Origin of the sequence: Pseudoalteromonas aquimarina (assembly GCF_049257255.1) — a bacterium.
In the GTDB taxonomy this organism is placed as follows: Bacteria; Pseudomonadota; Gammaproteobacteria; order Enterobacterales; family Alteromonadaceae; genus Pseudoalteromonas.
In genome coordinates, this window is record NZ_JBMMUG010000002.1 from 534062 (window position 1) to 555880 (window position 21819).

Consider the following 21819-nt stretch of genomic DNA (forward strand, 5'->3'; position numbering starts at 1 on the left):
AAGAAAATGAAACTCACAGTAAAAGCATTAGTAACTGCCCTGTCGCTTACTTTAGCTGGATGTGCATCGACTGATATCGATACATTACTTACCAAAACTGCGACTGCTGATAACCGTTCAAGCGAAAACAAAGCGCGAGATACATACCGTCATCCAAAAGAAACACTGGAATTTTTTGGCCTTCAGCCAAATATGACCGTGGTGGAAATTTGGCCTGGCGGCGGTTGGTATACTGAAATCCTTGCGCCTGTTTTACAAAAAGATGGACAATATTTTGCGGCTCATTTTCCTTCCGATTCAGAAGTTAAATACTACCAACGTTCTCTAAACCAATTTCAAGATAAATTGGCAAGCGATAGCTTATATGAAAACGTAACTCTTTCTGAGTTTTACCCAGGCACACACCATAATATCGCGCCAGCAGGCAGCGCTGATATGGTATTAACCTTCCGTAATTTACATAACTGGTATATGCAAAAAGATATCGAAGGCATCAATGAAGCCTTTAAAGCATTTTTTACTGCACTTAAGCCAGGTGGCGTATTAGGTGTGGTAGATCACCGTTTACCAGAAAACCGCGATAGCGCTAAAGCCAAGCGCTCAGGTTATGTAAAGCAGAGCTGGGTTATTGAACACGCTGAAAAAGCTGGATTTATTTTAGAAGCCGTGAGCGAAGTTAACGCCAATCCATTAGACACAGCCGATCACGAAAAAGGTGTATGGACCTTGCCACCGCGTTTAGCGTTAGGTGAAAAAGACATCGCCAAATACCAAGCAATTGGTGAAAGTGATCGTATGACATTAAAGTTTAGAAAACCTGAATAGGTAAAGGAATTCCAATGAATGTATTAGTAATTGGTAGTGGTGGTCGCGAGCACGCACTTGCGTTTAAAGCGGCACAGTCAGCAAAAGTTGAAAAAGTATTTGTTGCACCTGGTAACGCAGGTACAGCGCTTGAGCCAAAGCTGGAAAACGTAGCAATTGGTGTAGAAGACCTTGATGCACTTGTTGCTTTTGCAAAAGAAAATAACGTTGAGCTAACCATTGTTGGCCCAGAGGCTCCGCTGGTAATTGGTGTAGTTGATAAATTCCGTGAAGAAGGTCTTGCGATCTTCGGCCCAACGGCGGCTGCTGCACAGCTTGAAGGTTCGAAGTCTTTCACTAAAGATTTCTTAGCACGTCATAAAATCCCAACAGCGGATTATCAAACGTTTGAGCAAATCGACCCTGCACTTGCATACCTTAAAGAAAAAGGCGCGCCAATTGTTGTTAAAGCCGACGGCTTAGCAGCTGGTAAAGGTGTTATCGTTGCAATGACAGAGCAAGAAGCTGAAGATGCAATTCGCGACATGCTTGCTGGCAATGCGTTTGGCGACGCTGGTAGCCGCGTTGTTATTGAAGAATTTCTTGAAGGTGAAGAAGCATCATTTATCGTAATGGTTGATGGCGAAAACGTACTTCCGTTTGCTACATCTCAAGATCACAAACGCGCTTATAACGAAGACAAAGGCCCTAACACAGGTGGCATGGGTGCATACTCACCAGCACCAGTTGTTACCGCTGAAATCCACCAGCGTATTATGGATGAAGTAATCTACCCTACAGTGAAAGGCATGAGTGATGAAGGTCATCCTTACACAGGTTTCTTATACGCAGGTTTAATGATTACTGCTGATGGTACGCCTAAAGTAATTGAATATAACTGCCGTTTTGGCGATCCTGAAACACAGCCTATTATGCTTCGTTTACAATCAGACCTAGTTGAATTGATTGAAGCAGCTAACCGTGTTGAACTTGATAAAACTGATATTCAGTTTGATTCACGTGCAGCTGTAGGTGTCGTACTAGCAGCCGCTGGCTACCCAGGCTCTTACCCGAAAGGTGATGCAATCTCAGGGTTACGTGTTGATTATGCTGAAGGCACAAAAGTATTCCACGCGGGTACCAAGCAAGATGGCGACAATGTCGTTACTGCAGGTGGCCGCGTATTATGTGCAACAGCACTTGGTAACACAGTAACTGAAGCGCAGCAAAATGCTTATAAACTAGTTGATGAAATCAATTGGGATGGTGTTGAGTACCGCACAGATATCGCATACCGCGCTATTGCTCGTGAAAATAACAGCTAAACATAGTTATTTTCCGTTTAAAGAATCAACCTACCTCGCGTAGGTTGATTTTTTTTTGTGCTAATGGAATATAAAACCAACGCTAAATTAGTAATGTAGGCTACCTATTTAAGTTAATTTAATCTAATCTTTATAAGCTGTTAAACTCCAAGGAAGCTCATGAACCAGTTAAAGTCTGTCTATTTATTTATAGCATGCATGCTATTTGCAGCTTTATCACTGGTTATTGCATCATTGGTTTTTAATATTGGCGACCCTACTACCAACTCTATCGAACGCACCCACGCTATTTATTTGAAGCCTTCTTATTGGGTTGACGAGCAAAGCACTGCCAATTTATCAGAAGCATTAAATCAAACGTTTCAAAATTCAGAGATTAGTAATGTGCCGTGGCAATTTGGTACACAAACCTATTGGCTTAAAGTGAGCGTTACCAATCGTACTGAATATGTAGAACAACTCACAGCCCACTTTGATAATCCTATGCTAGATCAGCTAGAAATCTGGCAATTAGACAACAGCAATAATGTTGTAAAGCACAAATTATTGGGTGATACGCTACCTAATTTAAACCTGCATGAACAAGCTTTCCCGCATTTTAATTTTACTCTCAATGCAAAAGAAAGCAGTGTCATTGTGACACGAATTAAAACCACCGGTATAACTAAAACACCGTTGAAGATTTACCAAGCTGATAACTTTAATAGCGTAAAAAAGTTTAGTTACCTTATTTGGGGTTTATTTATTGGCGTAACCGTAATGATTGCGCTCTACAACTTGATACTGTTTATCAGCATTCGAGAGACCGTTTATTTAGCTTACATCGGTTATATTTTATCGACACTCATGATGATGGGCTCAGTGCTTGGCTTCGGCTATTATATTTGGCCCACCCCAATGCAAAACTGGTTGCAAGTATATGTAGTTTCAACCAATTTTAGTGTTGCAATCTGTGCGCTGATATTTGGTTCTTTGTTTTTACGCTATGCAACAATAAAAACTAAACTAAATGCGTTAATTAAAGGCACTTTAGCCATTTTATTAATCGGTGGTGTTAGCAGTTTTTTCTTACCAGAATACTACGCAGCACCTGTCTTTTTTGTCTGTATGGTGCCGCTCTACATCACCATTTTACTCATCGTATTTAACCGCTTACTCACCGATTTTGTTTGGGCTAAATACTACTTTTTCTCTTGGTTACCGCTGATTGTTAGCGGTGCTGTGCAGCCTTTAGTTTTGGTTGGCGTACTTGAGCACACCTTTTTAACACGACACGCTTTTTTAATCGGCGTTTTATTAGAGGTGCTGCTAATGGCAATGGCTTTAGCAGATAAGTTCTCACACCAACAGCGTGAAAGTTACTTTAAAGCAACTCATGACTCGAGTTCACAGCTGCCTAATGAAACCTTATACAAATACAAAATAACCCAGCTTATTGAGCAACAACAAAACTTTATTACCTGTTTTATTGAGTTAAAAAACTTTGGTCAATTTATTCCCTATATGGCACCAAAAGCAAAAAAGGACTTAGTGAATCAAGTTTATAGCTCACTGCAACCAGTGCTTATAAACCAAGCAAATATTATTGTGATTGAAGAGCAAGGGCTTAATACGGTTAAACTCGCCTACCTTCGCGATGGCGTTTTTGCGCTATTACTGAATCATGGTACTAATCGCGAATCACTTAATAAGTTATTACATACCCTACAATCGCATATTCCTACGTCGCTGTTAATTGACGGTATTTTACTTAATTTATCGAGTCATATTGCCACTTGTTCCAGTATCTATAGCAATCAACGTAGTGGCTTATTGCTGCGTAAAACATGGCAAACGCTGTTTCAAGCCAAACAAGAAGGCGTTGCATTACTGCATTATAAAAAAGAGAGCGGTAACGATATTGGCCAACAATTTAATCTTGCCTCTGAATTGCACAGCGCTATTGAAGATAAACAACTCACGTTAAACTTTACACCGGTTTATCACGTTAAAACGAAAAAATTAATTGCAATTACTTGCCAATTTTCATGGCCGCACCCAGAGTTTGGTCAAATCAGCCAACAAGAAATTATTAAATTAGCGATAGATACAGGGCTTAACGTTCAACTTAACCGCTGGTTGTTTAGCGAACTATTTAGCGCCATTAGCACCCTTAAAGAAGGTGGTGTTAATTGCAAGTTTTCTCTGACCTTATCGCTTAATCAATTGAATCATAGTGGCTTTATTGGCTGGTTATCAGAACAAGTAACGCATTTTGATACTGACAACATTATGATTTATACCCAGCATCCTGTATTTGATGAACAAAGTCAGCTGCAAGAAACGCTGCAAAAGATGCTCGACCTTGGGTTTAAATTTGGCTTAGATAACTTCCATGGCGATCTCGACCGCTTATTTGAAGCCCGTGAATGTGGCTTTAGCGATGTGCGTATTGGCCACTTATTTACTAAAACCAATATTCAAGGCCATAAATTAACTTTATTATTAAGTGCGATGGTTGATGTAGCCAAAGGCCTTGATCTATCAGTCACTGCAATTGGCGTAGATAATCAAGAATTCGCCGATATTGTTAATCAATGTCAGTGTGATTATATGCAAGGTGAACTGCTTGCACCGACCATGAATTTCAGAATTCTCAACTCATTCTTACTTGCGCAACAATCTCGCATTGGTAATCTTTCCGAGCTTTGATACGATAGCCTTTTTGCTTGATTAGGGGCTTTAAATGCAAGCAACACAACTCACTGGTACTTTGCGTAAAATGCAAGCAAGCCACACTTCGCCAATTAGCTATCAGCTACCTGTAGGTGAACATACTGTCGATTTAAATGATCTGATAGGTAAAACACTATCACTTACCTTTAGTGGCAATATTTTCTGTAGTAGCTGTGGGAAAAAAACCAAAAAGAGTTATTCACAAGGTCATTGCTTTGTTTGTATGCGAAAGCTCGCCAGCTGCGACATGTGTATTATGAAACCAGAAACCTGTCACTTTGACCAAGGTACCTGTCGCGAGCCACTGTGGGGCGAAGAAAACTGTATGATCCCACATTATGTGTACCTAGCAAATACCACCGCGATAAAAGTGGGTATTACGCGCCATACACAAATTCCTACGCGCTGGATTGATCAAGGTGCAACACAAGCATTACCTATTTTTAAAGTGGCTACGCGCCACCAGTCAGGCCTTTTAGAAGTAGCGCTTGCTGAATTTATCGCTGACAAAACAAATTGGCGTAATATGTTAAAAGGCAATGGCGAATCTATCGATTTAAAACGTCAGGGTGCGGAGCTTATTGAGCAAATTCGTCCAAAATTAACCGAGCTCAGTGAGTTATTTGGTGCAACAGCGATTACCGAGTTAAATGAAGAAGTTGTAGAACTTGATTTTCCTATCTCGGAATTTCCCAGCAAAATAAGTTCATTTAACTTTGATAAAGACCCGCAAGTATCAGGTGTTTTACAAGGTATTAAAGGCCAATACCTAATTTTTGATAACGGCGTAATTAATATTCGTAAGTTTACTTCATATGAAGTTACTGTGAGTTACTAGGCGCTAAGTCTATTTGCAATTTTGCGGGGCGATGCGCCTCGCAAAAAAGTTCGAACTGCTCTGCGCTGAGTGGTTTGCTAAAGAAATACCCTTGTATTGCATGACAATCAAGCTCTTGTAAAAATGCCAATTGATGAGCTTGCTCCACCCCTTCAGCAACTAAATTTAATTCAAGACTATGTGCCATAGCGACAATGGCCTTCACAATCTGACTATTGCCGTATTCGTCAGGTACTTTGGCAACAAAACTAGCATCAATTTTTAAAGTATCAATCGGTAAACGCGCCAAATAACTTAATGCTGAATAGCCTGTACCAAAATCATCGAGCGATAAACTCACGCCTAACTTTTTAAGCGCTTTAAGTACCTTTTTAGCATCTTCTAACGAGCGAATAAAACTACTTTCGGTAATTTCAATTTCTAAATAACGCCCATCAATTTGCCAAATATTCAATGCGTTTTTAACTGTTTGTGCCAAATTCCCCTGGGTAAAATGAAGTGCAGAAACATTCGCAGAAATGCGTTTATCAAAGATGCCTTTTTTCTGCCAAAGTTGAATTTGTTTACATACTGCATTAATCACCCAAATATCAATATCCACTATCAACCCTAACTCTTCAGCTAAGGGAATAAAGTTTGCTGGGGAAATAAAACCAAGCTCACTATCATGCCAACGCAATAGTGCTTCTGCACCAACAATTTGATGGGTAAAACTGTCAATTTTTGGCTGGTAATACAAACTAAATTCGTTGTTTTTAAGCGCTTGTTTTAGTTTATTTTCAATCGCCATACGCTCAAGAGAGCGTGCATTCATAGCCGGTTTGTAAAGTTGAAAAGAATTACGCCCTATCTCTTTAGAGCGATACATCGCAATGTCAGCATGCTTTAGCAAGGTTTCTGCATCTTGACCATCATCAGGGTAAATTGCACCGCCAATCGAAGTGGTAATGACAATTTCGGTATTACCAATTTGGATCGGGTCTCGCAGTGCTTCAATAAGGCTTGCAGCACAGCGGTGAATATTTTTAACTTCATCAATTTCAGTCAGTAATAAAGTAAATTCATCCCCCCCTAAACGCGCAAGCGTATCCCCTTCATGCATACAGTTTTGCAATCGTTTGGCTACCTGCTTTAAAAGCTCGTCTCCAGCGCTGTGACCAAGGGTGTCATTCACTTGTTTAAAATGGTCTAAATCAAGAAACATCACCGCAATTTTGCTGTTATCACGATGCGCTGTCGCCAAAGCCATTTCCAAACGGTCATTGAATAATCGGCGATTAGGTAAATGTGTTAACTCATCAAAGTAAGCCAATGTTTTAATACGTTTTTCATTGCGTTTACGCTCAGTAATATCACTGAAAATCGCTGCATAAAGGGCTTCTTCTTCATCGCTTTCACGGATACAAATAATCGTCAGCCATTCGAGATATATTTCACCATTGCGCTTACGATTATAAATCTCACCTTGCCAAACTCCTTTATGACGCAGCTGTGCCCACATTTGATCATAGAAATTTTTATCATGACGACCAGAGCTCAACATAGATGGTTTTTGCCCAAGCACTTCTTGCTCACCATAACCCGTAAGCTGTGTAAAAGCAGGGTTTACTTGCAAAATAGTATTGTGCGAGTCGGTGATCATAATGCCATCGGGCGAAGCATTTATAATTTGCTCAGCTAAATAGAGGTTTTTTTGAGATTTTTTTAGCGCTCTATCGCGTTGATGTAATACCGTTTCAAGCTCCTGCATATACGCAGACTCAATTTCACTCAAGATATTTCTAAGTGCTAATACGCCGAGGATTTCACCGTTATCCCCTTCAACGATTAAATGGCGGATCTGTTTTAGCTTGAGAATTTGATATGCCTTAAACAAGCTCGTTGTATAGTGCACTGTTAAAAGCGGCCAACTGGCATACTGCCATGCAGGTTTATCTACTTTCTGACGGCTTAACATTGTCAGTAAGTCACGTTCGGTAATAATACCGGTTTGGCCTACCTCAGGGTTATCGATTAACACAAAGTTTGAACGGCGTTGACGCATAATTTCACTAATGCTGGCAACAGAAATATCCCCCTGCGTTATTGCCACTTCAGCAACATAGCTGCTTTCAATCGTTTTAAAATGTAAGTAATGCTCAAGCCCTTGACTGCGTACAACATCACTTAGACTGATAACACCAACAGGCTCTGCATCATTGCCTTTCGTAACCAACAAATGACGAAAACCATAGCTATGGAATAACACTGTGACTTCAGAAAGTTGAGTAGCATGCCCAACCGTTTTTACTGGGGATGTCATGTAGTGTGACACTGGTTGATGAAATACATCAGGATCGGAGAAATCAACCTTAGCGCAATCGCCTTCAGTCCATACCCCTAGAATTTTGCCATCTTGTTTAACAAAAATAGAACTAACATTTTCATTACGCATACGACTAGCACAATCAGCTAAGCTTTGTTCTGGCGAACACACTAAAAGCTCTGTTGACATAACATCTTCAACGCGTAGCTTTTTACTGGTTTGAGTCATATGTGTAACCTATTTAAAACAGTCGGGTAAAAGGATTCTACGCATAACCGCAATAATGAAATTTGATGGAGAACAAGTTATTCGTTGATTAAAATTTAAGTTAACAACTTTACCTAAATTGATAACTTAAAATTTAAAGGCCCGTTAACGCCTTTAAATGCGTAGCAACAGAGCGGCCCAATGCTGAATTGTTATAACCGCCTTCCAGCATCGAGATAATGCCTTTGCAATTAACTTGCTTACACAAGGAAACAACTTGCTCAGTAAACCAAAAATAATCGCTTTCAACTAACTGTAAACCACCCATATCATCTTCATAGTGGGCATCAAATCCAGCGCTGATAAAAATTAATTCAGGCTCAAATTGCTTTAGTTTAGGAAACCAGGTATCGAGCAATGCACGTTCAAAATCATCCCCTGCCATACCTGCAGTCATTGGGGTATTGATAATATGCTCATTGCTATCAATAGCGGTATTTGGATAAAAAGGGTGTTGGAAGATGGAGCAAAACAGCACATCAAGGTCATCAACAAAGATATCTTGAGTGCCATTACCGTGATGCACATCAATATCTAAAATTGCAATGCGTTTTACACCTTGCTGCTGCGCATAACGTGTAGCAATTGCAATATTGTTAAAAATACAAAAACCCGATGAGGTGTCTTTATTGGCATGATGACCGGGCGGTCTCACTGCACAAAAAGCCGCATCCAATTCACCCGCTAAAATTTTATCAACTGCAAGTAAACCAGACCCTGCTGCCCTTTTTGCGGCAAGTAAACTATCAGGACACAGCCAAGTATCTCCATCAAGGTCATTTAAGCCTTGTTCTGGGATTTTGTCTTCAACTGTTTTAACTAAGTTTTCTGAATGCGCTAACAGTAACTGTTCTCGCTCAGCAAGCGGTGCATCAAGGTGAGTAAGTGCAATATCCAACCCAGCAGCTAAAATACGGTCGTTAATTGCATCAAGTCGTGAAGGGCACTCAGGATGATCAGGGATCATTCTGTGCTTTCGACAGTCTGTATGAGAAATTATCGCTGTGCGCATGCCGCCCTCCAGGTTAAAACTAACACTAGTCTAACAAAGTCGGTGAATACCGACTTTGCGACTTTGGTCGGTTAAAACGCGTTCTACTTGATTGGGATCAAGTTAAGGTTATGAAAGTCAAAACTAAAATCAGTAATACTTGGTGCTACTGCATGCATTTTTGCGCTCTTAACCTGATTTGTCGGGCTCATTTCAAACTCAATAAACGCATCCGCTTCCAATAACTTCTCATGCCAACGCACAATAAATGTATTGCCATTAAAGTGCTCAAGGGTACCTTTTAAACGCGCCGAATGGGTAAAGTCGATGGTCAGTTTATTGTCTTGCAGAGCAATCACAATATCGCCATACCAACTGTCTTTATAATTTGCTGCATAAACAGATAATGGCAAGGCATTTTGCTGTTGTGCTGGTTTTTCAACAACCGCTTTTTCATATGCCTTTGCTTTGCGTTCAAAATGTTTTTCAGCGAGCGTTTCAACCCAATCTTTATTTGGTAAATCAAGCGCGTCTTCAAGCACTTCGTGCGTAATTGCGCTAAGTGCACTAAACGCTTGTTGGTTTGATAACACCACAATACCAAGTTGCTTTTCTGGTACTAAAGTGACTTGCGAAACCATACCTAAAATACCACCGCCATGACCTAACTTTTTATAGCCTTGGTAATCTTCAATCGACCAACCTAAGCCGTAGCCACGAAACTGCTGACGATAGTCATTAAACGCATTTTTAGATGCCATACTCGTAATATGAGGATGCCACATTTGCGCTTGTTGTTTTTCACTAAATAGCACCTCGCCATTTGGCATTTTGCCACCAGCAAGTTGGGTTTTTAGCCAGTTAGCCATTTCATCTACGTTTGATGCAATCGCCCCTGCACCACGAAAATCTTCAAGGTAATTCACAAAGAATGGATGAAGCTTGCCATCCATTGGAATATGGCCTGTTGCCCAGTTTTTATTCGACTTTGGAATACGAGAAAAACCCGCTTTTGACAATGTCATACCAAGTGGTTTTAACATCTCTTGTTCGACAAACTCTTGCCAAGATTTCCCCGATACACGTGCAACAACTTCACCTGCTGTAACAAACATTAAATTGTTATAAGTGTATTGACTGCGGAAACTTGAAACTGGTTTTAGATAGCGAATACCATGAATTACATCTTCTACTGATTTATCAGTATCTGGCCAAATCGATAAATCACCGGCCCCTAAGCCAAGACCTGCACGGTGGCTGAGCAAATCACGAATTGTCACCTCACGTGTTGCATAGGCATCAAACATACGAAATTCAGGTAAGTGATCAATTACTTTATCATTCCAATTGAGCTTGCCTTGATCGACCAGCATTGCAAGGGCTGCTGCTGTAAATGCTTTGGTGTTTGACGCGATACCAAATAAAGTATGCTTATCTACCTTTTCACCTGTGGTTAAGTGCCTAACCCCAAACCCTTTTGAAAAAACAACTTCGCCATTTTCAACTACGGCAACTGCCATACCTGGTACTTCAAAGCGTTTCATCGATTGCTCAATGGTTTGTTCAAGCTGCTTATTATCGATTGCGGCATAAAGCTGGCTCGACGCAATAACGCCAAGCGCGAGAGTAATTTTACTGACTATTTTTTTCATAATATTCTTATTCGTAGATTGAAAATTCGCGCTCTGCGCGTGCACTATCCAAATCAATTTTCGTTTGTTGTAATCGAATTTGATTTATATACTCACTTGGTAATTTTGCTTCTAGAGCACCAGTAAGTACATGTTTTAAATACCAATCATAAGGAAGTTGTTGTTGGCATAAAGTATTTGCAACATAACAATATGCAGTAAATTGACCACCACACTCATTAGTCACAACAATCTCGTGGTTATCGTAGCGAGGCCCTTCAATGTCATCCAATATTAACTTTTCATCTTGTGTAATTTTGTAGAGCACACCGTACAATACGTCATCATCATTGTTCGTTAAAAATGCATTACATTTACCAGAATTATCAAAGCCTTTTTTATCAAATGTCAGCTTAAAACCACGCACAGTGGCTACACCAACACGTGTTGCATTCGGTAAGCGTGCCAATAAGCGATTTAATGACATATTAGAACCATACGCTAAGTTGTAATAAATCATACCCATACCACCCTAATTGCAAGACCAATTAACACCACACCAATGCCGCGATCAAACCAGTGTCCAGCACGTAAAAAGAACGCGCGCACCTGCTCTTTGCTCAGCACAACAGATAAAAAGCTAAACCAAATAAGGGTCGCAATCGCCATATATAAGCCGTAGCCAGCCTGAATAAGTAATGGTGTTTCAACACTAATGACTAAGGTAAATAAACTTAAAAAGAATAGTGTGGCTTTGGGATTTAGGGCATTAACTAAAAAGCCACGGCTAAACGCCTTTACCATCGACTCAGGCTGAGTATGCTCTAACAACTGTTCGGCTTGTTGCGTTGCTGGTTTTGCCCTGAGTGCCATTACACCTATGTAAGCGAGATATGCTGCAGCCAAATACTTTAATACCGCAAAAAGTGTAGGAGATTGCGAAATCACAATAGCCACGCCTAATACACAATAACTTACATGCACTAAAATTCCGGTTGCAATACCCGCACTGGTGACCAAGGCATTTTTGCGCCCTTTTTGAATACTTTGTTTTAACACCAATGCAAAATCAGGCCCGGGGCTTGCGACTGCAAAAAAGTGACTAATTACTATTAATAGAAATTCATCGAGATAATTCACTTGTCCTCCGTTAATGCGATAAGCATTGGGTTAGCTGACTGCGCGATTGTATTTTCGAGTTGCTTATTGGCGCGCTTTAGCATTGAACGTAAATGCGGTTTTAAATGCGTGGAAATATGCGAAAGCGGTAAATTTTTCGCTCTTAATAATAGTGCTAAAATATACACTAATTCAGGCTCAGCTAATGTCGCGCTACGGTTAGCATACGGGTTATAACACGAACCGCAACCGCCTCTAAACTGGTAAGCGGTATTTGCCATCATTACACCAAACCCCATAAAACATGAGAGCAAATCAACCGCTTGCGGTAATAAGTCTTTGCCACCTGGCGGTAAACTACCGCTTTGTAAAACATTTATGTAAGAGAGTGATTGCGCAAAAGAAGCAATTAAGTCTTGTGGTTGATTTATTTGGTTTGGATTAAATGAAATTTGCAATGAACCCGATGACGCCAAAAGCTTTGCTGACTCACCACGTTTTACACTGGCAAATTCGAGCCGTGGAAACTGCTGTTCAGTAACTTGATTAGGCCCAACTAAAACGAGAGGCCATGCTTGCATGCCTGCGTAATTTCTTACTTGGTTAAATACATAAGTGGCCATTTGCTCAATGCTACTGACTTGCTCAGGAAAAAATTCACCATTAGGTAAAATAAAGCGCATGTCTTTGAGCAGCACATCACCATCAAATTCTTGATAGGCCCATAAAAATGTATCAAGTATCCATGCTTCCGTCCCCTCATCAATAAGAGGCTGTGTTTTTACTAAATTGAGAAGCGTGTTTTTTAATCCAGAAACCATAATGCACAAACTTATAAAACCGAATGGATCATATTAATCTAGCCCTCGGGTCAAAATAAACCTTTTCAGATAAACGGGCTGAAATTTTATTCAAAAGCGTTTATTCTCATTACGTTAAGCATATTTGAAATAGGAAATTACATGCGCGTTAAACTTACTATGGCCGCTGTTTTAACAGCATTAAGCTTTTCAAGTACAGCAGATATTGCCGTAACAGGCTATTATGGTCAGTCACTAAACCAAGAACTAGTAACAGAGAAAGGCACAAAAATAGACATCAAAGATGATTCAAATTTTGGTGTCAGCCTTGATAAGCATGATGGTATTTCTAAATACGGGCTTTATTACTCAAGTATGTCGAGTGTTCAACGTAACGCGCATGGTTATGAGCTTGATCTCGATTATTTATTATTTCAAAGCGCTGTTGTATTGCCCGTAACCGAAGGACTTTCGAGTTATTTAGGCGCACAGCTAGGTGTAAACCATATATCGTCAAATTTTTCAGATTCTGACACGTTTTTTGCAACGGGTTTATTTGGCGGCCTAGAATATGAAATCACAAAAGACTTTGTTGCATTAGGAGAAGTACGTTGGCTTGCCACGATTCTCAAAAATGATTCAACAACCGTTTGTGAAGGTGGCGCAAATGGCACCCAATGTGACTGGTACTTTGATGGCGAAGTGCTCAATCAATTCCAATTTAATGTTGGTGTGATGTATCTTTTTTAAGAGCAAAATTAAATTAAAAAAGGAGCTGCGGGCTCCTTTTTACTTTTTATCAATTAGTTAAAATCTTTACGCATCCGTTTAATATCCACTTGTGGCGATTCATAGCCAGTAAATAACAACCACTTTCGACTTGGTACAAAACTCATACCACGGGAGCGTGAAAAACTGCGTTCAGGCACTCTCAACACATCCGTATCTTGTTGGGTTTCGAAGTCATAAAAACTCAAGCGGTAATCATGGCCGCGCACTTTAAAGTAATAAATCCCCTGCTCTGTCACGTGCCAGCCAGTGCTATTTGCTAAGTCGAGATTTTTAATAAGCGGTTTTTCTTCTACTCGTTCGCCATTTAGGTTGACTTGCCAAAAACCATTATCTCTTTTAAAAACAATAAGTTTATTTTCACTAACTTCAACAGCATGCCTACCAGAAGTAATTCGAGTAGCACCACCATTTGCAATGGTAATACGATAAACATCACCTGAATAAACAGAATAAAGAGAGTTACCATCATGAGACCAGCGTGGTTTACTGTAATAGTTTAGGTCTGTTTTAATTTGTTTAAGTTCGTAGGTTGTGACGTTTAATACAAAGAGTAAGCTTTTTTCACCATTGTTTGCGGTAAACGCAACAAACTTACCATCAGGTGACCAAACAGGATTATGTGCATGATATTTTAACTGAGTTAATTGCTTGCGATCTGCCCCTTCTAAACTGGCAATCCAAATTTCATCAAAGCCTGACTCATTGGAAATAAACGCAATTTTTTCAGCCGCTTCAGAATAATCAGGGAAACGAAAATTAAACTCTGATTGTATTAACGGAAATGGCGATGCGGCGACATCAGTATCTAACTCTAAGCGCATTATAGATGTATCAATTTTCCAATCGTGATAATACAGATTGCCAGCGCGATCAAACTCAGGGTAACTAAAGCCTTCAATGTTAAGATTAGTTTGCTTTAAGGTAGTAAGATCTAATTCATAGCCATGACGATTACCGTGCTCAACCGCAGAAAAGACGATTATTTCAGAATTTGGCTGCCATGCTAAACCGCGAATATCAGGTAACCCTGTGACAACACGCTTTTCTTTTTTGTCTTCTAAGTTATAGATAAAAATATCTTCGTTGCCGTTATCTAAATTGCGTGAAATGGCGAGACGTTTACCCAGTGGCCCAAAAGCAATCGCCTCAGACTCACCTGATTCACATTGATTACAACGAATACGCTTTGCAGGTAACTCTGTATTAAGCTCTTTAATATACACACCACGTACTGGGTTTTCAGGGTCAATCCCCACATACGCTAATAGCTTTCCATCCGGCGATATAGCCACATCACTTGAAGCCGAATTAGAACACTCGCCCTGTTTTTCAATGGTAAAGTCATTCAGATTAATACTCACTACTTCACATCGTGAGTTTAAACGGCGGTAGTAATAAAGTTTAGAGTCATCGTGTGCCCAGACTGAGCGAGATTCACTACCGGGTGTGTGCGTGATCTTAGTATGTAATAAATCAGGTTGCTGTAAGTCTTTACGATATAAATCGATTTGCCTGTCCATTTGACGCCACGAATAAACAACATAACGCCCATCATTAGAAATACTTGGAAATAACTCTCGCCCTGGGTATTGCGTTATCAGTTCTGGCTCTTGATAAACCATTTGTTGTGGCTTTGGCCACCAAACCCAAGCTGCTGAAACACAAACAAGCATCGCAATGGCAAAACAAAACCACTTAATTTGCCGTGATGAAACTTGATATAAAACCTGTTCTTGCTGCTCGCTATAAACCGGCTCCAAAAGTAGTCGATAGCCCGATTTACGAACCGTTTCTATATACTCTTGTTCTGAGTCCAACTCTTTAAATGCTTTACGCAGATGCCAAATAGCATTGGTGAGCGCTTTTTCACCCACATAGCTATTACCATCCCATACATGATCAATAATTTGCTGACGCGTCAAAAGTTCTGGCTGCTGCTGAGCCAAATATCCGAGTAATTCAATAAACTTTGGCTGCAATGAAATAGAGACTTCATTACATACCAATGTATGTTCAAGTGGGTTTACCTCAACCCGACCTAAGTAATATGACGCAGCGCTGTTCATCATCAATTATGGTTTCGTTTTTATGACTATTAGCTTACCTAATTATGCTAATTAGTTGCAAAGATATTGCGTTGAAAACATCTATTTTTGTTATTTACCGAAATTAACCACACACACCAAAAACAAGCAAAACACTGATAAATATAAAAAATAATACGATAGATACTAAATAGATATTAAAAAGTGGAAGAATAGAGAGCCCGAGTGTTGAGCTATACGCAACGCTACTTTAAAACCACGATAGGCCTCCCTGGCCCGCTTTAATCATTTTGTAGCGCACATGATTAGAGCTTGCTAGTAACAGTGAATCAATAACTAAGTTAGCGCTTCCTGTTACTAGTGAATTTTTACAATAACTAAAAACGTTACTTTGGCAAATAAAGTAACAATACCTTTAAAGGGAAATCAACGTGGGAATGAATACTAAAAAATGTTCAATTGCAGCAGCAATTGCATTAGCCATCTCTGGCAATGCGTGGGCTGATGCAGAAGTAGAGCGCCAAGCGGTAGCTGAATCTAATAATATTTCACAGCAAGCAGCTAAAAAAGAAGCGCCAGAAAAAATCACAGTAACAGGTTCACGTATCAAGCGTGATAGTTTTTCAGTTGCAACACCTATTGCAACCATGGACCGCAACGCAATTGATGACACTGGTCTTGGTTCATTATCAGAAATTCTGGTTAATGAATTGCCTCAAGTATCTGAAGGCTCAAGTAATACCAATTCACAATCAAGTGTACAAAACACGGGTCTTTCAACTATCGATTTACGTGAACTTGGTACCAACCGTACACTTACGTTAATTGATGGTCGCCGTGTTGTATCAAACTCATACTCAGGTAACTATGTAAGCTTAAGCACCATTCCAACCAGCATGGTGGATAAGGTTGAAATTATTACAGGTGGTGCATCTGCCGCTTATGGTTCTGACGCTATTGCGGGTGTTGTAAACATCATCACACAACAAGACAAAGAAGGTTTTAGCATTAAAGCCCGTGGTGGTGAGAGTACTGAAGGTGGTGCAAAGGAATTCACTATCGATTCTGACTTTGGTACCACTTATGCAAATGACCGTGGTTATGCGTTTGTAAGTTTAACTTACGACGAGCAAAAAGGCTTAAGTTACTGGGATCGTGATCGCGCACAACAAATGGATGCGTGGACCTACGATGATGATGAAATGTGTAATGCCATGCTAACTGAGTCTGGCTATCAGTGTATGCGCGACATCACAAAAGCTGACTGGCGTAACCTAAGTGACTCAATCCCTGGCGGTGTATTCGATGAGAAAAGTTCGACACGTCCAAACGCTGGCTTTTGGTACGACGGTCAAACACTTCGTGATGATTGGCATGAAGAACGCTATGGTATCGATTTCAACCAATACACTATGCTTAAAGTGCCTGATAAAGCACTCGCAATTGCTGGTAAAACAGAATTCGAAGTTAACGACGATGTAGAAGTGTATTTCCAAGCACAATACAGCAAAAACACTTCTGAAAACCTAAAGTCACCAGAAAGTGAAGATGAGTGTGATGCAATCATTACACACGACCCTGCTACAGGTGCATTTGGTTCAGACTGTATTGGTCGCATTCCTCTTGATAACCCATATATACCTGAAGAAATTCGTGCACAAGCAAGCTCGCGTGGCGTGACATGGGATCGTAACTTTATTGAAGTTGGCGAAATCATGAATAAAAACACCCGTGATACCTTACGTACTTGGGCGGGTGCGCGCGGCACAATCTGGAATGATTGGGATTGGGATTTATCAGTAAGCTACGGTAAATTCAAACAAGAACAAGAGCGTTCAAACGAGTTATTCGTTGCTAATGTTCGTAATGCATTAAATGCTGAAGTACTGGCTGATGGCACTATCCAGTGTAAAGATGCTGACGCTCGCGCTGAAGGTTGTGTACCATTAAACTTATTTGGTGAAGGCTCGATTACACCTGAAGCAGCAGATTATATTCGCGCAAATACTGAAATCACATCTAACATCGAACAAACCACAGTAATGGGCTTTATTGCGGGTGACCTTTTCGATATGCCTGCAGGTGCAGTATCTTCAGCGTTTGGTTTCGAATACCGTAAAGATGAGCAAAGCGTTTCAACTAACGTTCCTGAAGGTGGCGTAACATTTAACTATGTACCTGACTTTAAAGGTGATGTAAGCGTTTATGAAGCATTTGGTGAAGCAGCATTACCACTATTACGCAATGTAACAGGTGCTCAAAGCCTAGATTTAGAAGTGTCAGCACGTTTTGCTGATTACTCTTGGTCATCTACTGGTTTAATTCAAAGTTATAAAACAGGCCTAATTTATGTACCAACAGATGGCTACATGGTTCGAGCTAACTGGGCACGCGCACAACGTGCACCAACTATCACAGACTTAATGTCACCTCCACGTGGTGATTACGATTCATTTAATGATATTTGTGATGGTGTAACGGCAACATCGACTGAACCAGGTCATGATAACTGTCGTCAAGAGCCAGGCATCGCAGCAACAATTGCTGCTGATGGTGAATTTGAAGATGATAACAACGGTTACTCTCCAAATGTTGGTAATGACAAGCTGAAAGAAGAAACGGCAGATACATTTACTGTAGGTATTTCACTTGCGCCATCATTCATTGAGGACTTCCGTTTAGCAATTGACTACTACGACATTCAAATTGATGATGCGATTACTTCGCTATCAAACGAAGATATTATTGGTTTCTGTTATAACTCAGCATTGCCTTATGGTAATGACAATGAGTTCTGTAATGACATCACTCGTAATACCGAAGGTCAAATTGAAGAAGTTCAACAGCGTTTAATCAATACAGATCAAATTCGTACCAAAGGTTATGATGTTGCAGCTGAATACCGTTACGAGCTTGGTGAGTACGGTAACTTACGCTTTAAAGCTGACTGGACGCACGTTATTGAATATTCAGTAACAAGCACAGGTCCAGACGGTCAGTTTTCAGATAACTTTGAAGGTCAATTAGGTTACGACCTATTTGAAGATAAAGCATCGGCATCATTAACTTGGTTTAAAGATGACATTCGTGTTCGTTGGAGCACACGCTATAAGAGCAGTATTCGTCGCAGCCAATCTACGCATGAAGCATGGTTAGACGATATGGCTGCAAATGATGAGCGCTGTGCAGCTGGCTCAGCTGATTGTATCGCTAACCCTGAAGCTCTGTGGGGTAACGAATTACCATCAGTAACCACGCACAATATTTCAGCTTCATACACAATGGATATTGGCAGTAACAGTGAACTGCGTTTATTCGGCGGTATTAACAACCTATTTGACGAAAAAGGTCCATTCATTCTTGGTGGTTCTGGTAACTTCGACAGCGCTTATGGCGGCGGTCGTGGTCGCTTTGCATACTTAGGTGCACAATACAGCTTCTAATTTAACATTTCCCAAATGTTTGTTGCTTTAAAGCCAGTAAAGTTAAGCTTTACTGGCTTTTTTTATATCTCTGCGTATACTCCCGCTACTGAGTTTTCACCTTCAAAAAAGCATGCATATGACCATTAAATTTCCTTACCGCCTAGACAAGTTTCTGAGCCATTTTGCCGAAGTCCCTCGTTCTAAAGCAAAAATTGGCATTAAAAAGAAACACGCTACAATAAATGGTGATGTTGTTATAAAAGCAGATACTCAAGTAAATGAAGGCGATAAAGTTACTTGGTATGGTGAAGATATTTTTGCTGTAGGCGATCGCTATTACATGCTTAACAAGCCTGAAGATTACATTTGTGCTAACAGCGATGAAATGCATCAAACTGTATTTGATTTGCTGGATGAACCTATGATGGATTCACTCCATGTTGCGGGTCGCTTAGATATCGATACAACAGGCCTTGTATTACTTACCTCTGATGGTGATTGGAGCCATAAAATCACTTCGCCACGCCATCAAAAATACAAAGTGTATTTAATTGAAACTGAACACCCTATTACAGATGAAATGTGTGAACAATTGGAGCAAGGTGTGATGCTGCATGGTGAAAAAAATGCAACCAAGCCTGCTATCGTAGAAAAGCTTGCAGACTACTCTCTCAGACTTTCAATTTATGAAGGAAAATATCATCAAGTTAAACGGATGCTTGCTGCTGTAGAGAACCGCGTTGTTGCGCTTCATCGCGAAAAAATTGGCACTGTTGCACTTGACCCAGATTTAGCGCCTGGTGAGTACCGACCATTAACACAGCAAGAGATTGAAACAATCTCCAAATAAATTCCTCTTTTCCCAACATGAAATTTAACCATCGCTTAACACTTGATTAAACACTAATGTGCAGTTAGTGTTTAATCAAACGGTATCTAAGAATTGATTAAAAAAATACTAAAATTACAACAAAATTAATCAGTTCATCTCTCACTTGAATACCACAACAGGATGGCGTTAATGGCAACGCAAAAAGCGTTGGTCAATAGCGTTTTTTATGTCGCACCTATAAAGGTAGTTGTGAGGAAAAGCCTATGCATTCACTGACCTTAAAAAGTAAAATAGTCATATTTACGGTTATTTTATTTCTTTCTTTAATTTCACTTGCCGGACTTGGCCTTAAAGCGCTAAGACAAGCAAGCGAAATGGACAATATCGCGCGTATTAATCAATTAATGAAAAGTACCGTTAATATTGTTAACCAATTTGAACTTGCCAGTAAAAATGGCACGTTAAACGAAGAGCAAGCAAAACAACTTGCCACTCAAATGCTCAGAGAAAATAAATACCACGACTCTGAATATGTTTATGTTGTAGATAACCAGCTCGATTTTGTTGCTACCCCTCACGACCCTCAATTACATGGAACCAGTTTTAACGATTTTAAAGATGCCAACGGCGGCAGCATTGGCAGAATGGTAGAAAGACTTGTAGGCAGTAAAACAGGTCAAATTATTACCTACCACTGGAATTCTGAACGAAACGGTGAAGTTGTGGACCTCACTTCTGTTGTGCAAAAAACCAAAGACTGGGGTTGGTATGTTGGCACAGGTATTAGTTATAAAGAAGTTGATGAACGCTACTGGCAAACTGCTAGTTGGCTACTCACCTTATCGATTGTCATTGCCGTTATACTTTCAGCTGCACTTGCTAAGTTTGGTTTAGATCTCAATAAATCATTAGGTGGTGAAATTACCCGCGTACAATCCGCGGTAATGAGAACATCACGCGGTAATTTAAAAACCATATCTGATTTTGAAAAAGCCGATGAAAACAGCGTTGCAGGTGCAATTAACTATATGCAATTAGGTTTGCAAGGCGTAGTAGGTGGTATTAAAAACGTGTCGGATTCATTGCAAGATGAAGTGCGCGCATCTGAAACTCGCTCGGCTGAGCTTGATCAATTAACTAATTCGCTTAGCAGGGAAACGCAAGTTGTTGCTTCAGCAATCACCCAATTAACAGCTTCAGCAGCCACCGTTGCCGATCACGCTGAACAAGCCGCATATTCGGTAAAAGAAGCTGAAGAACAAGGGCAAAGCGCCAATATCCTAACCGAAGAAGCCGCTAAAACAATTGAGCTACTTGAGCAACAAATCGAAAATGCCGGTACCAATATTCAAACACTTGATGATGAAGTAAATAACATTGAAAGTGTGCTAAGTGTTATTCAAGGCATTGCCGAGCAAACCAACCTACTTGCCCTAAATGCAGCAATTGAAGCTGCACGTGCAGGCGACCAAGGACGTGGTTTTGCGGTAGTTGCGGATGAAGTACGACAACTTGCACAGCGTACTCAAGCAAGCACCGAAGAAATTCAGCAAATGATTACCAAGCTACAATCTGCTACTAAGGATGCGAAAGCATCGGTAACACAAAGTATTTCAACCAGTGAAGAAACGGTAACTAAATCGCAAAAGGCTGCAGAAGAACTCGCGCGTATTGCCCAGTCGCTTTCAGCAATTACAGAAATGAGTCACCAGATTTCTGTGGCTGCTAAAGAGCAGTTGCAAGCAGGTGAAGATACTGCACAGCGAGTGGTGCATATATCAGATACCGCAGAAAACACCGCACGTTTATCACTGGATGCACACAATGCGACTGACCAAATTAAGTCGTTTACCGAGAATCTTGAAAAAGAAATCGCTAAGTTTGAAGTCTAGTTGAGTTAAATTTGAAACCGAAAGAATTTTTGAAACCG

The 21819-nt window shown here is 40.3% G+C and carries 15 protein-coding genes; 8 read left to right on the top strand and 7 right to left on the bottom strand.

All coding sequences use genetic code 11. The annotated features are described in order from the left end of the window. Positions 1-6: 6 nt before the first annotated feature. The 4 genes from AAEU29_RS07425 to AAEU29_RS07440 all read left to right on the top strand — a co-directional run bounded on the left by AAEU29_RS07425 (position 7) and on the right by AAEU29_RS07440 (position 5682). On the top strand, positions 7-825 hold the full coding sequence (locus AAEU29_RS07425) for a class I SAM-dependent methyltransferase (protein ID WP_421972718.1): 819 nt from the start codon (positions 7-9) through the stop codon (positions 823-825). 14 nt (positions 826-839) lie between these two features. Continuing rightward, positions 840-2129 carry a phosphoribosylamine--glycine ligase gene (purD, locus tag AAEU29_RS07430; RefSeq protein WP_421972719.1) on the top strand — a complete coding sequence of 430 codons (1290 nt, stop codon included), beginning with the start codon at positions 840-842 and terminating at the stop codon, positions 2127-2129. A 159-nt stretch (positions 2130-2288) separates the two neighbouring features. Beyond that, entirely contained in the window at positions 2289-4820 is a 2532-nt protein-coding gene (locus tag AAEU29_RS07435) for an EAL domain-containing protein (RefSeq protein ID WP_421972720.1), read from the top strand. A 34-nt stretch (positions 4821-4854) separates the two neighbouring features. After that, positions 4855-5682, top strand: a complete 828-nt coding sequence (locus AAEU29_RS07440; RefSeq protein WP_421972721.1) for a DUF2797 domain-containing protein — start codon at positions 4855-4857, stop codon at positions 5680-5682. Here the strand turns inward: AAEU29_RS07440 and AAEU29_RS07445 are convergent. The 6 genes from AAEU29_RS07445 to AAEU29_RS07470 form a co-directional block, all read right to left on the bottom strand. After that, the gene (locus AAEU29_RS07445; RefSeq protein WP_421972722.1) at positions 5666-8215 is read right to left on the bottom strand and encodes an EAL domain-containing protein; all 2550 of its coding nucleotides are present in this window, start codon (positions 8213-8215) and stop codon (positions 5666-5668) included. The two genes, AAEU29_RS07440 and AAEU29_RS07445, sit on opposite strands and share 17 nt — an antisense overlap. A 133-nt stretch (positions 8216-8348) precedes the next feature. Next, positions 8349-9266: a histone deacetylase family protein gene (locus AAEU29_RS07450; RefSeq protein WP_421972723.1), complete on the bottom strand. Its 918-nt coding sequence runs from the start codon at positions 9264-9266 to the stop codon at positions 8349-8351. Positions 9267-9349: 83 nt separating this feature from the next. After that, entirely contained in the window at positions 9350-10897 is a 1548-nt protein-coding gene (locus tag AAEU29_RS07455) for a serine hydrolase (RefSeq protein WP_421972724.1), read from the bottom strand. Between the two features lie 7 nt (positions 10898-10904). Beyond that, positions 10905-11396, bottom strand: coding sequence for a gamma-glutamylcyclotransferase family protein (locus AAEU29_RS07460; protein ID WP_421972725.1), 492 nt, complete (start codon positions 11394-11396; stop codon positions 10905-10907). Then, positions 11393-12016, bottom strand: coding sequence for a LysE family translocator (locus AAEU29_RS07465; protein WP_421972726.1), 624 nt, complete (start codon positions 12014-12016; stop codon positions 11393-11395). Before AAEU29_RS07465 ends, AAEU29_RS07460 begins: the two co-directional genes overlap by 4 nt. Beyond that, positions 12013-12816: a hypothetical protein gene (locus AAEU29_RS07470; protein ID WP_421972727.1), complete on the bottom strand. Its 804-nt coding sequence runs from the start codon at positions 12814-12816 to the stop codon at positions 12013-12015. The genes AAEU29_RS07465 and AAEU29_RS07470 overlap by 4 nt, the downstream gene beginning before the upstream one ends. A gap of 141 nt (positions 12817-12957) precedes the next feature. Here AAEU29_RS07470 and AAEU29_RS07475 point away from each other — a divergent pair, with 141 nt between their 5' ends. Continuing rightward, a complete protein-coding gene (locus AAEU29_RS07475) occupies positions 12958-13545 on the top strand; it encodes a hypothetical protein (RefSeq protein WP_421972728.1) in 588 nt (195 codons plus the stop codon). A gap of 53 nt (positions 13546-13598) precedes the next feature. Here the strand turns inward: AAEU29_RS07475 and AAEU29_RS07480 are convergent, their stop codons facing one another. Beyond that, positions 13599-15656, bottom strand: a complete 2058-nt coding sequence (locus AAEU29_RS07480; protein ID WP_421972729.1) for a winged helix-turn-helix domain-containing protein — start codon at positions 15654-15656, stop codon at positions 13599-13601. Between the two features lie 413 nt (positions 15657-16069). Between AAEU29_RS07480 and AAEU29_RS07485 the strand changes: the two genes are divergently transcribed. From AAEU29_RS07485 to AAEU29_RS07495, 3 genes are all read left to right on the top strand, one after another. Continuing rightward, on the top strand, positions 16070-19075 hold the full coding sequence (locus AAEU29_RS07485; RefSeq protein ID WP_421972730.1) for a TonB-dependent receptor domain-containing protein: 3006 nt from the start codon (positions 16070-16072) through the stop codon (positions 19073-19075). A gap of 124 nt (positions 19076-19199) precedes the next feature. Further along, on the top strand, positions 19200-19907 hold the full coding sequence (gene rsuA, locus AAEU29_RS07490) for a 16S rRNA pseudouridine(516) synthase RsuA (protein WP_421972807.1): 708 nt from the start codon (positions 19200-19202) through the stop codon (positions 19905-19907). Positions 19908-20152: 245 nt separating this feature from the next. After that, positions 20153-21781 carry a methyl-accepting chemotaxis protein gene (locus tag AAEU29_RS07495; protein ID WP_421972731.1) on the top strand — a complete coding sequence of 543 codons (1629 nt, stop codon included), beginning with the start codon at positions 20153-20155 and terminating at the stop codon, positions 21779-21781. Positions 21782-21819 lie beyond the last annotated feature (38 nt).